The organism is Photobacterium sp. Ph5, assembly GCF_022129445.1.
Lineage (GTDB): Bacteria > Pseudomonadota > Gammaproteobacteria > Enterobacterales > Vibrionaceae > Photobacterium.
On record NZ_JADQAQ010000017.1, the window covers coordinates 1 to 12,995 of the forward strand.

14 protein-coding genes are annotated in these 12,995 nt (G+C 31.0%); 13 read left to right on the top strand and 1 reads right to left on the bottom strand.

What is annotated here, in order from left to right:
* Nucleotides 1-134: 134 nt before the first annotated feature.
* Nucleotides 135-755, bottom strand: a complete 621-nt coding sequence (locus I3259_RS08560; protein WP_238029234.1) for a trimeric intracellular cation channel family protein — start codon at nucleotides 753-755, stop codon at nucleotides 135-137.
* 315 nt (nucleotides 756-1,070) lie between these two features.
* On the opposite strand from I3259_RS08560, the gene I3259_RS08565 reads away from it, so the two are divergent.
* The 13 genes from I3259_RS08565 to I3259_RS08625 all read left to right on the top strand — a co-directional run bounded on the left by I3259_RS08565 (nucleotide 1,071) and on the right by I3259_RS08625 (nucleotide 12,988).
* Nucleotides 1,071-1,628, top strand: coding sequence for an elongation factor P hydroxylase (locus I3259_RS08565; RefSeq protein ID WP_238029235.1), 558 nt, complete (start codon nucleotides 1,071-1,073; stop codon nucleotides 1,626-1,628).
* Between the two features lie 8 nt (nucleotides 1,629-1,636).
* Nucleotides 1,637-1,897: a YfcL family protein gene (locus I3259_RS08570; RefSeq protein WP_238029236.1), complete on the top strand. Its 261-nt coding sequence runs from the start codon at nucleotides 1,637-1,639 to the stop codon at nucleotides 1,895-1,897.
* Between the two features lie 22 nt (nucleotides 1,898-1,919).
* The gene (locus tag I3259_RS08575; protein WP_238029237.1) at nucleotides 1,920-2,969 is read left to right on the top strand and encodes a Wzz/FepE/Etk N-terminal domain-containing protein; all 1,050 of its coding nucleotides are present in this window, start codon (nucleotides 1,920-1,922) and stop codon (nucleotides 2,967-2,969) included.
* A gap of 88 nt (nucleotides 2,970-3,057) precedes the next feature.
* Nucleotides 3,058-4,140 carry a dTDP-glucose 4,6-dehydratase gene (gene rfbB, locus I3259_RS08580; RefSeq protein ID WP_238029238.1) on the top strand — a complete coding sequence of 361 codons (1,083 nt, stop codon included), beginning with the start codon at nucleotides 3,058-3,060 and terminating at the stop codon, nucleotides 4,138-4,140.
* Nucleotide 4,141: 1 nt separating this feature from the next.
* On the top strand, nucleotides 4,142-5,011 hold the full coding sequence (gene rfbA, locus I3259_RS08585) for a glucose-1-phosphate thymidylyltransferase RfbA (protein WP_238029239.1): 870 nt from the start codon (nucleotides 4,142-4,144) through the stop codon (nucleotides 5,009-5,011).
* Nucleotides 5,012-5,014: 3 nt separating this feature from the next.
* The gene (locus tag I3259_RS08590) at nucleotides 5,015-5,416 is read left to right on the top strand and encodes an FdtA/QdtA family cupin domain-containing protein (RefSeq protein WP_238029240.1); all 402 of its coding nucleotides are present in this window, start codon (nucleotides 5,015-5,017) and stop codon (nucleotides 5,414-5,416) included.
* On the top strand, nucleotides 5,413-5,874 hold the full coding sequence (locus I3259_RS08595) for an acyltransferase (RefSeq protein ID WP_238029241.1): 462 nt from the start codon (nucleotides 5,413-5,415) through the stop codon (nucleotides 5,872-5,874). Before I3259_RS08590 ends, I3259_RS08595 begins: the two co-directional genes overlap by 4 nt.
* 5 nt (nucleotides 5,875-5,879) lie before the next feature.
* Nucleotides 5,880-6,866, top strand: coding sequence for a glycosyltransferase family 2 protein (locus tag I3259_RS08600; protein WP_238029242.1), 987 nt, complete (start codon nucleotides 5,880-5,882; stop codon nucleotides 6,864-6,866).
* A complete protein-coding gene (locus tag I3259_RS08605) occupies nucleotides 6,863-7,972 on the top strand; it encodes a DegT/DnrJ/EryC1/StrS family aminotransferase (RefSeq protein WP_238029243.1) in 1,110 nt (369 codons plus the stop codon). Before I3259_RS08600 ends, I3259_RS08605 begins: the two co-directional genes overlap by 4 nt.
* Nucleotides 7,973-8,167: 195 nt before the next feature.
* Entirely contained in the window at nucleotides 8,168-9,646 is a 1,479-nt protein-coding gene (locus I3259_RS08610) for an O-antigen translocase (protein WP_238029244.1), read from the top strand.
* Nucleotides 9,647-9,657: 11 nt separating this feature from the next.
* A complete protein-coding gene (locus I3259_RS08615) occupies nucleotides 9,658-10,755 on the top strand; it encodes a glycosyltransferase (protein ID WP_238029245.1) in 1,098 nt (365 codons plus the stop codon).
* Between the two features lie 6 nt (nucleotides 10,756-10,761).
* Nucleotides 10,762-12,072 (top strand): hypothetical protein, encoded by a 1,311-nt coding sequence (locus I3259_RS08620; protein WP_238029246.1) that lies wholly within the window; start codon nucleotides 10,762-10,764, stop codon nucleotides 12,070-12,072.
* Nucleotides 12,062-12,988: a glycosyltransferase family A protein gene (locus I3259_RS08625; protein WP_238029247.1), complete on the top strand. Its 927-nt coding sequence runs from the start codon at nucleotides 12,062-12,064 to the stop codon at nucleotides 12,986-12,988. The genes I3259_RS08620 and I3259_RS08625 overlap by 11 nt, the downstream gene beginning before the upstream one ends.
* Nucleotides 12,989-12,995 lie beyond the last annotated feature (7 nt).

The window sequence follows — 12,995 nt, forward strand, 5'->3', positions numbered from 1 at the left end:
TTAAAAGGCCTGACTCCGATTGAATATCGAAATCAGGCCTTACAAGCCGCTTAACAGAAATGTCCAACTTTATGGGGTCACTTCACTTTGACATATTTAGCGTGGCTTTGCTTTATCTAATAATACGTTGATTTTTAGTGGAAGGTTTCTTCTTTAAACTCAAACACAGGTAAGCTCCAGCTAAAATAGACTGCGGCTATACGTAGACTAAAACCTGTAATTAAAGTAAGGAGTGTAGTGATATCTGGGTGAATACCTATATACGACATGGCGTAGTACATAATACCTGCAATAAATGCGACCGATGCATAAAGCTCTTTATGAAGCACCATCGGTTTACGACGCGTGATCATATCACGCAGCAAACCACCAAATACCCCTGTCACTACCGCCGCAACAACACAGATAATGGGTGAAAGCCCCATTGTCATTGCAACTTGGCATCCAATAATACTAAAAACGATTAAGCCGATAGCATCGAGCAAGATAAATACTTTATGAAAACGCACCACCCAACGGGCAAAGTAGGTAGTTAAGATCCCTGCAACACACGTGATCACGAGATATTCTGGGTGAGCAACCCAACCTAGCGGGTAGTGGCCGAGTAATATGTCACGTACAGTCCCTCCGCCAATCGCAGTAGCACTTGCAACTAGCATTACTCCAAACCAATCCATGTGTCGTTTACCTGCTGCTAACGCACCGGTCATGGCTTCTGCAGTAATGCCAATAATGTATAAAATTGAAAGCAGCATGATAACAGTTGTCCTAAAGTAAGTTGAGCTAATTGTATTTGTGATAGATATCTACTTCTAATGAAAAGAAAATAGTTATGCATGAATTTAATTCATCCTATATTAATGGCTGAATATTTAGGTTTTTTATGCTTCGAGTGGCGTATTCTGTTTTTGATTAAAGTAGTTGACTGAAAAGTAAGCAAAAATTGTCATGTCTTTATAAAATGACAAGAACATGACGTTTGTCATAGTCTGTTACCTTAAGAATATTCGCACTTAGATTCACTGCATTGTATAATCGATAAGTTATGTATTTCAGAAGTTACCATTAGTATGAGACATGATTACAACGACTTAATCGTTATTTTCAATGGGTTATTTTTAGAAAGTCTCAATACAGAGTTACTTCTAGGCGGTGAAGAGCCAATTTATCTGCCTGCTTCTTGTGAGCGACAGCATAATCAGATAATTTTTGCCCGTGGCTATTTTGCCTCGGCAATGCACGAGTTAGCACATTGGTGTATAGCTGGCGTTGAACGACGTAAATTAGAAGATTATGGTTATTGGTATGAACCTGATGGACGTTCTGAGGCAGTTCAAGCAGCGTTCGAGAAAGTAGAGATTAAGCCACAGGCCATAGAGTGGATTTTATCCGCAAGTTGCGGGTTTAAATTCCAAGTAAGTTGTGACAACTTGAGTGGTGACTGTGAGCCTGATAGGGTAGCGTTCACGTTAAAAGTTCGTGAGCAAGTACTAACCTATTTAGAATGCGGAATTCCAGAACGAGCTAAAATGCTATCTGATGCGTTCCGATCTTTTTATGGTATTAAACAGTTAATAGAACAGGATTTCATACAACCCGTTCGATATAATGAAATGGGTTGTGTATAGGGTAGGAAATGACAATTCAAGAATACGAAGAGAAGCTACTACAGCTTATCGACGATGGAATCGACACTGCGACAGACGATGAGCTGTTTGCTGGTGGCTATTTACGCGGACATATTTCATTAGCAGCAGCTGATTGTGAGTCTAAAAATGAATCACAATTATCAGTAATGAAGGAAAAAGTAGAGCAAAGTATTACTGATGCAAAAAGTGAGCTTTCTCCATCAGATTATGTTCTTGTGTGCCAAATGTGGCAAAAAGTTTCGGCTTAGTTTTTATATTTGTGGAAAAATAATGAGTAATATTCAAGCTGTAAATAATTCATCAAGTGATGGGATTGATTTTGTTGAGTTAGTCAAAACGCTTTGGCAAGGTAAAGTTACGGTAGTTGTATGTACTGCTGTTTTCACTATTTGTGCCATTGTTTATGCACTAACTGCTCAGCAGTGGTGGACATCTAAAGCTATTATAACAGCTGGACAGTACCAAAATACGTCTAATATTCGGAACCAAATAACAAACCTATATGCTGTCATTAATGACTCTTCAAAAATAAATAAAGTTTTGAGCAGTGATGCTTTATTAAATGATTATATTACCGAGTTTAATGCTTTTGATAATAAAAAAGCGTTTATCGAAAGTAATGAGATTATGAAGCAATATGCTCATGAGGCAAAGATTACAGATGAAAATAAAACTCAATTTATTACTAATTGGGTGAAAAAAATATCCGCAGATCTATTTATTAAAAATCAGCCAGGTGTTTATCAACTATCTTTTGAGGCAACGTCACCTAAATCCGCGTATGAACTTTTAACTGTATATTCAGAATATATATCGAATAAAGTTCGTGACAACTTAATCAAAGAAATTGATGCCAAAATCTCATATAACAAACAAGTTTTAGAGGCTAATAAACGAGCTTTTTATGCCAGAGCTAAGCAAAAGCTCGACAATGAATTAATTAAAACAAAATATGCTTTAGATATGGCTAAATCAGCTGATGTTATTAAACCATTATCTGAGATGAATGCTAACGAGATGTTCCAAATTCAACTTGGTACTGATGCATTGACTGAGAAAAGTCAATTACTTGAAAAAGTAAAAGATCTAAGCATATTTGAACCTCAACTTGGAATTATTGATAGTCAATTAGAACTGCTTTCTAAAATAAAATTAGATTCTAATATTAAAGTACAAAGTGTTCGCTATTTACAAAATACGGATTATCCTTATTCAAGAGATGAGCCTAAACGTGGTTTAATAGTCTTATTAAGTTTTATTATTGGTTTAACTTTAGGCTCTTTTATCGTAATTATAAAAAACACAATTAAATTCAAGTAATTATTACAAATAAATTGGATGTTTTTTCAAGTTAACTAGTAAAAGCTATACTAGAGGGCGGTAGCGTGTTTAAAAATAAGGTTGAAGAATGAAAATGTTAATTACTGGTGGCGCTGGATTTATTGGCTCCGCTGTTATTCGCTATATTATCAAAAATACTCAAAACGAAGTAGTTAACATCGACAAACTGACTTATGCTGGCAATTTAGAGTCGCTTTCAGAAATTGAAAATAGCCTGCGATACCAGTTTGTAAAAGTAGATATATGTAATCGGGCTGAATTGGATAAGGTTTTTTTTGATTATCAGCCGGATGTTGTAATGCATTTAGCTGCAGAGAGTCATGTGGATCGTTCAATTGATGGCCCCGCTAGTTTTATTGAAACGAATATTATCGGTACTTATAATTTACTTGAATCTGCTCGTCAATATTGGAATCAATTAGATGAAACTCGAAAATCTAAGTTTCGCTTTCACCATATTTCAACGGATGAAGTTTATGGTGATTTAGAAGCTACTGATTGCTTATTTACTGAAATGACATCGTATGAGCCATCAAGCCCTTACTCTGCATCTAAAGCATCTAGTGATCATTTAGTTAGAGCATGGTTACGAACTTACGGATTACCAACTATTGTAACAAATTGTTCAAATAATTATGGTCCATACCACTTCCCAGAAAAGCTGATTCCATTAATGATCTTGAATGCTCTAGACGGTAAGAAATTACCTGTTTATGGGGACGGAATGCAAATTCGTGACTGGCTATATGTAGAAGATCATGCTTCTGCACTTTATACCGTAGTAACTAAAGGTAAGATTGGTGAAACTTATAACATTGGTGGACATAATGAAAAAGCCAATATTGAAGTAGTGAAAACAATCTGCTCTTTGCTTGAAGAGTTAGTGCCAGAGAAACCTAATGGTGTTGACAAGTATCAAGATTTAATAACGTATGTGACTGACAGGCCTGGACATGATGTTCGATATGCTATTGATGCATCAAAGATTGAACGTGAGCTTGATTGGAAACCAGCGGAAACGTTTGACTCGGGTATCCGAAAAACAGTCGAATGGTATTTAAATAACAAAACTTGGTGGAGTCGTGTACTGGATGGCTCATATAGTTTAGAACGATTAGGCTCTAACATTAATAAAAACGAAGAGAAATAATATGAAAGGGATTATTTTAGCTGGAGGCTCTGGGACTCGTCTTTATCCAATTACAATGGGTGTTTCAAAACAGCTACTCCCTGTTTATGATAAGCCAATGATTTATTATCCATTATCTGTATTAATGCTTGCAGGTATTAAAGAAGTATTAATTATTACTACTCCTGAAGATCAAGAAAGCTTTCAGAGGCTATTAGGTGATGGTCAAAGATTTGGTATTTCTCTGGAATATGCAATTCAGGAAAAACCAGAAGGTTTGGCTCAAGCATTTATTATTGGAGAGGACTTTATTGGTGAGGAAAATGTTTGTCTAGTTTTAGGTGATAATATTTTCTGGGGGCAAGGCTTTTCACCTAAGTTACTAGCTGCATCAAAACAAAGCTCAGGTGCAACTGTTTTTGGTTATGAAGTTCAAGATCCAGAACGTTTTGGTGTTGTTGAGTTTGATAATAAATTCAATGCGTTATCAATTGAAGAAAAGCCAAAGCAGCCTAAATCAAATTATGCTGTCACAGGTTTGTACTTTTACGATAATGATGTTGTTAAGATTGCTAAAAAAATCAAACCTTCAGAACGTGGTGAGTTAGAAATCACCTCTGTAAACCAAGCTTATTTGGAACGCGGTGATCTTAAAGTTGAATTACTTGGTCGTGGTTTTGCGTGGTTAGACACTGGAACTCATGATTCTCTACTTGAAGCATCAAGTTTTGTTGAAACTATTGAAAAGCGCCAAGGTTTTAAAATTGCGTGTCTTGAAGAGATCGCTTTTCGACAAGGTTGGATGACAAAAGAGCTTGTTAGTAAAGAAGCAGAACCATTAAAGAAAAATAGCTATGGTCAATATTTACTAAAAATGATTAATGAAGGCTAATTAATGAGTTTAATTAATTTAATAAAATTTAACCAATTAGGCGATGATCGTGGTGGATTGGTTTCTCTAGAGCAAAATAAAAACATCCCTTTTGACATCAAACGTGTTTATTACATTTTCGATACTAATGAGGACGCAGCTCGTGGTTATCATGCGCATAAAAATTTACAACAAGTTGCTATTTGTATAAAAGGGTCATGTAGGTTTATTATTGATAATGGTATTACACGTGAGTCTGTAATTTTAGATAAGCCTAATATTGGATTATTTATTAACAGTATGATGTGGCGTGAAATGCATGATTTTAGTGATGATTGTGTATTAATTGTATTAGCAAGCAATTATTACGATGAAGCTGATTATATTCGTAGTTATGATGATTTTTTAAATGCGAGCGAAAAATGATGATTCATCCGTTAAGTGATGTCCAATCGAATAAAATCGGGCATGATACACGAATTTGGCAATTTTCTGTTGTACTTAAAAATGCTGTTATTGGTAGCAATTGTAATGTATGCGCACATACTTTAATCGAAAATGATGTTGTTATTGGTAACAACGTTACCATTAAATCAGGAGTATATATTTGGGATGGTCTTCGTATTGAAGACGATGTTTTTATAGGACCTTGTGCTGCATTCACTAATGACAAAAGGCCGAGATCTAAACAATACCAAGAAGTTTATTTAACCACGACTATAAGAAAAGGCGCATCGATCGGTGCTAATGCTACTATTTTACCAGGTGTTACGTTAGGTAAGTATTGTATGGTCGGGGCTGGCGCTGTTGTTACAAAAGATGTACCTGATAATGCTGTGGTAATAGGCAATCCTGCAAAAGTTGTTCGTATATTAGATAGGTGACTTAGGTGTTAAATGAAGTAAAACAACCTTTAGTTAGTTTTATTATGCCTTGTTATAATGTTTCTAAATATGTAGAAAGAGCAATTGAATCAATATTTAAACAAACATATAAGAATATAGAATTAGTTTGTGTTGATGATGGCTCAACAGATGAGACAGCTGAAGTCATTGAAAAGTATTTAAAAAAATATAATATAACTCTCATTCGACAGCATAATCAAGGTGTTGTCGAAGCTAGGCGGTGTGCTATTGAAAATGCAAATGGTAAATATATAGCATTAGTTGATGCAGATGATTATATTTCTGATGATGCATTAAATAAATCTATTAATTATATTAAAAATTACAGTGTTGATGCAGTATTATGGGAGTTTATTTCGACTGACGGAGTGAATGAAAAAGAGTTATTAACATATAAAAAAGAGTCAAGAATTTCAGGCTTAGTTGCATTAAAAGAAACAGTTGGAAATTGGAAGATTACGGGGATAGGTTTATTTAATAAAAATATTTATTTGGATGCATATAGACAGTATGATAAAAAAAAGCTGATTTCTTTTAATGCTGATGAATATATAACAAGGATATTTTTCTCATTAGCAAAATATGTCTACAAGGCAAAAATAAAATATTATTATTATAACAACCCACAATCTGCATCAAAAAAATTTAAAATAGAATGGTTAGCATCATTTAAAACCGATGATGCAGTAAAAGAACTGCTCATTACTAATAAAATATATGATGATGAAGTGAAAATACTTCTATTGGATCAATTCTGCTCTAACTTAATAAAAATGAGAAAGAGTATATTAGATGAAAAAAATGATATTACAAAAAAAGAAAAAATAGTTGTACTTAAAAGCTGTAAATTGGAGATAAATACAAGAAGCTTTGCCTCGTATATCTTTTGGTTTGTGAGATCTAGTAGATCAATAAAGAATAAAATTAATTTTCTTGTGACACTAGTGTATTTTTTAGGTAAAAAAGTATGATCAATTTCTTAAATTTAAAAAAAATAAATAATCAATATGAAACAGAGCTTAAAGAAGCTTGTTCTCGAGTAATCGATTCTGGTTGGTATATATTAGGGAGTGAACTTGAACATTTTGAATCTGAGTTTGCTCGATATAATGACACGAAGCATGCAATCGGTGTTGCAAATGGATTAGATGCGTTAATTTTAGTCCTTCGCGCTTGGAAAGAACTAGGAAAATTAAAAGATGGTGATGAGGTTATTGTCCCTGCAAATACATATATTGCGTCTGTCTTAGCTATTACAGAAAATAATCTGGTACCTGTTTTTGTGGAACCAAATCCGGTTACATATAATCTTTGTCCAATGAATGTAAAAAGCGCCATTACACCTAAAACAAGAGCTATCCTTCCTGTACATCTATATGGATTAATTTCACCTATGGATGAGTTGATGGATATAGCTAAAGAGAATGATTTGTTGGTGTTAGAAGATTGTGCTCAGTCACATGGCGCAAGTATAAAAGGAGTAAAAGCTGGTTGTTGGGGCCATGCAGGTGCTTTTAGTTTTTACCCCGGTAAGAATCTCGGAGCATTAGGAGATGCAGGAGCTATTACGACTAATGACGATGAGTTAGCCCTTTCAATTAAGGCTTTACGTAATTATGGTTCAATTGAAAAGTACAAAAATCAATATAAAGGAATTAATTCTCGTCTAGATGAAATTCAAGCTGCTATGTTAAGTGTTAAGTTGAAGTATCTAGATAAAGAGACATATCGTAGAGTTGAAATTGCCAACCGATATAAAAATGAAATAATAAATCCATTAGTTAGCTTACCTTACTGGGATGAGGATGAGAACCATGTCTTTCATTTGTTTGTTATTAGAGTAAAAGATAGAGAAGCATTTCAAGAATATCTAAACAAAAATAATATTCAAACAGTTATTCATTATCCGATACCACCTCATAAACAAAAAGCATATAACGAGTGGAGCTATTTAAATCTACCTATTACTCAAAAACTTCATAAAGAAGTTCTTAGTTTACCCATAGACCCAACTATTGAAAATTCTGATATTGATTACATTATCGATAAGATCAATAAATATAAAGATGCGATTTAAAAATTTAAACTTATCTAGAAATTTTTAATATATATCGATTAACTTTATAATATTACATCTTTATGACAAGTAATATAACTATATATATTGCTTCCACTTATCAAAAGCAAAATAATTGGCTTATAATAACGTGGAAGTAATTTTAAGGTGATTACATATGCTATGCGCTAAATATATCGGAGTTAATCATATATAATGAATGAAATAGAGTCAAAAAAACAGATTCTAAAGTCATCATCTATAATTGGTGGGGCTTCTGTTATTACTATTCTAGTAGGGTTAATAAAAGTTAAAATATTAGCTCTTTTATTAGGTCCTACAGGTGTTGGTTTTTTTGGGATATATACATCGGTATTGGCATTAGGTAGTAGTATCTTTGGGTTTGGATTAGTTAATGCTGGTGTAAGAGAGATATCCCTTCAAATTAACAATATTAATTATTTAAATCAAGTTAGAATTTTTTTAAAAGTAATAAGTATATTTCTTGGTGTTATAGCTATTCTTGTGATTTATTCTCTTCGTGATGAAATATCATCCTATTTATTCAATAGTAAAGATGAAGGCATATATATACTTGTATTAGGGTTGGGGATATTTTTTTCATTACAAACAAATGTTCAGTTAATTTTATTGCAAGGTTTTAGAAAGATAAAAGAACAAGCAAAATTGAAAATATTTAGTAGTTTAATATCAACGGTTATTGGTATAGCTATTATCTATATTTATGGAGTTGATGGTCTTGCTTGGGCTGTAATTATTGTTCCAGCAACTAATTATTTTATAGGCGTATTTTATGTAAAGAAAAACATACAAATAAAAAAAAATAAACCTAATCTTAGTACTCTTTGTGGTATATCGAAAAATATACTTTATATAGGTTTTATTTTCATGATATCAGGAATTATGGGTGAGGCTACAAAGCTAGGGGTTAGAGAAATAATCGTAGATAATCTTGGAATTAACGCCTCTGGTTATTTCCAAGCCTCTTGGCAAATCTCTATGACTTATATTAGTTTTATTCTTGGAGCAATGGTTGCCGATTATTATCCAAGATTAACCCAAAGTATCGGAGATAAAGAAAAAGCTCATAGTGTGGTTAATCATCAAACAGAAATTGCACTTGTTTTTTCATCTCCAATAATTCTTTGTATGCTTACTTTCGCACCTATCATTGTAAAAGTTCTCTATAGCAATGATTTCTACCCATCGATAGAAATATTGAGATGGCAATCGTTTGGTGACGTGTTAAAAATTTTATCATGGCCTCTTGGTTTTTTATTATTAGCAAAAGGTAAAACAAAATCATATTTCTTAATAGAAATGGTATGGAATATTTCTTATTTTATTTTTGTTTATTATGGTTTGAAAAAATATGGTATTGAAGTTACAGGATATTGCTTTGTACTATCATATTTTATATATACTATTATTTTATTTGCTATGGTTAACCGTGAATGTGATTTCAAATGGAATATTAAAGTAAAGAAAGAATTCTTTTTATCATTTATTTTTTCTATTTTAATCTTATTGTTGAGTTATTATAATATTTACTTCACTTCTGTCTTTGGTTTAATTGCTATTATCATTACGAGCTACAGCGCCCTAAAAACTTTAAAAGAAATGGGTGTGAATAATAAAATAACAAATAAAGCATATGCAATTCTAAAAATATAGAGATAATGGTTATGAATAATTCATTTACATATAATTTTTTTATTCCAAAGTTGACAATTGGTGGTGCTGAAACTGTATTTGTTAATACTTGCGAAGAAATAAACAAGAGGGGAGGTAATGTAATAATAATTACTTTGTATTCTGATGTTAAATATCATATAAATCCAAATATTACTATTATTAATGTGAAATCAATATTTGGTTTTATTAAATATGCTCATAGATTAAATAAAAAAAATAATGTTATTTTTAGTTTTATGGAGAGAGCAAATTTAATAAACTTATTATCATATATATTTCTATCTTCAAATTCAGTTCTAAGTGTTCACACTGCACCACATAAAGGCTTTAAAAAAAGAAAGCTAATTAATAGAGCTTTAATCAGATTTACATATAAATTGGCCTCATTTACTAATATAAAGACTGTTGTAGTAAGTGAAGGTATTAAGAATGATCTTACTTCTTTGTTTGGGATGAATAATATAAAAACGATTCCAAACTTCTTACTATCTGATGAACAAAAATTTATACAAGATAAAAAACAAAATAAAGATATAATAATAACATTTGTAGGTCGATTAGAGTATATTAAAGGGTGTGATATTTTATTAGAAGCATTATATAAGTCTTCTAATAATGATATTAAATTAAATATTATAGGAGATGGTAGTCAAAAGAAAATACTCGAAGATTATGTGGTTATGAATAAACTGAAAGAGAAAGTTAACTTTACGGGAACCTTAAGTTCTAATCAGGTTTATTCTTATTTAAGTGAATCTAATTACTTAATTATTCCATCTTATGCAGAAGGTTTTGGAATGGTTGTATTAGAGGGACTAAAAAATCAGTGTAAGATTATTTATTCAAGCTGCGATTTTGGTCCTAGAGATTTAATGGAAGGAAATTTTAAATACGTTAAGTCATATCCATTTTATGATCCATCAATTGATCGAAGTCTATCTGTAGATGAATTGTCAGAGATATTAAATAACTTAGATAGGGATGTTTATTCTAAAGATGAGTGTGAAAAAATATTACGAACATTAAGTGAAGAATATAGTGCTGACGTTATTATTCCTAATTTAATTAAATTTCTTTCAAATAAGTAGAAACTTATGCTTCTCAATATTTTAATATTAATAGTAAGTTTAATATTTACATTTTTAACTTTTGTTATTTTTAGGGACGCTAATAAAAAATTCAATGTACTTAATGGGTTTTATTCATACTTAACACCGTTGTTATTTATTCAAATTGGCGTTTTTACATATATTGGTTCATATGTTGCATTTTTCTTTAAAGATAATATAGGTAGATTATATGAAATCAATTATTCTACAATATCATTATCACTATTATATATTACCTATTCTGTATTAGTACTTGTATCTATTCTATCATTTTACTTTTACTTTATAAATAAAAGTAATTCTAAAAAAAATACTACAGTATATAACCTTACAAAAGAAATGTGTTTATTAAATAAAACACAAATATATTCAATTTTTATTATTGTATTGCTTTATGTGTTTTATAAATATGCTTTTAACTATAATAATTCACCAATAATAGCTATGTTATCAGGAATGCCAGAAAGAGCTGCTGAGCTTAGGTTTCTTATTCAAACACACCAAATAAGTGTCGATGTAAAATACCTATCTAAATTGGTTGAGATTTTTGGTTTTTATTTAGTTTCCTATCTATACATAAACGTTATATTGTTCAGGCAATATTTTAAGACTTTTTTACTTTCATTTTTTCTAGTGTCGCTGAATATTGTATATGATGGACAAAAAGCTCCTCTTATACTATTAATGTTGAGCTTGCTTTTAATTAGATATATATATACAAAAAAAATAAAAGAGCTAGCGATGTTAAGCATCGCCGTGGTTGTTTTACTACTAGTTATGAATTTATTAGCTTCGGGAAGTAGCAGTATATTATCAATAGTTTTTACGATTTTAGACCGGACATTTATAGGCCAAAATCAAGGACTTTATTATATATTGCAGTACTTACCTGTTAATCACAAAGATTTTTTTGATTGGTTAATTAATTCAAACTATATTCCGGTTGATAGAGAGGTTATTCCATTTATTGGTTTTTATGCTGGAAATAACGCTATAGTAAATGTTAATACTTATTATTTAGCGGAGGCATGGTATGCTTTCGGTATTTACGGTATATTGATATCACCAGTAATTGCATCATTATTTATTATTTTTTACATGTATATTATGGATCATTTTTTACGAAGAAACTATTTACTATATTTCCCATTTGCATTTTTTATCTCGCTTTCATTTCCTATCTCAAGATCATTTTATCAAATTTTAGATTTTAAATATTTTTTATATGTTTTTGTTTTCGGTATTATTCCATTTTATACTCTTATATCTTTAAAAAGGCATAATAATGTTACCTAAAGTTACTTATGTTATATTATCCTACAATCAAGCTTTATTTATTGAAAGTGCCGTAAATTCTGTATTGACTCAAAATTATTCAAATATAGAAATAATAATTAGTGATGATTGCAGTTCTGATGAAACAATTAAAATTTTATCTCAATATAAATCATTACCAAATGTTACAGTTACTCAAACACAAAAAAATAATGGTGTTGTGAGTAACTTAAATCATGCAAGTAAATTTATTTCTGGTGAATATGTTTTTTTAATGGGTGGTGATGACATAAGTTATCCAGATCGAACAGAAAAAGTAATAGCTTATTTTGATAAAGAGCCAAACTTGATGTGTGTCTATACAGATACAAATGATATGAATTACTTAGGAAAATTATTAGAACTTAAGAATAATAGTGGCTTTAAGTACTTTAAAAGGAATGGTGACTTAGATGTTGTTAGTATGTTAAAGATGGATTTGGGAGTCTTAGGTTGCTCTGCTTCTTATAAAACGTCTGTTTTTAAGCAATTCCCTTTGATGGGGAACAATTATATAAGCGAAGATAAGATATTAACTTTACGTTCTTTGCTTATTGGAAAGGTTGGCTTTATTAATGATAAATTAGTCTATTATAGACTGGGCACTGGAATATCTAATAACACAGGACAGAATGATTTTCTTTCATACTTTAAAATTTATCGTGGAAAGTTAAAAACATATAATGCTTATTTAAATGATCAAAGTATTAAGGATAGATTATCTTTTGAACAACTACAGTTATTGAGTGGGTTGTCAAATTTTTATACATTATGTGATAAAAACTTGAGAAATCCAAAGTTACAACTTTTCTTACAAATTATCTTCTCTAAATATGCTCCTATGAAAGAGAAATTAAGATATTTATACATGTTATACTTAAAGAAGTCTGCTAAATAAGAGCTAG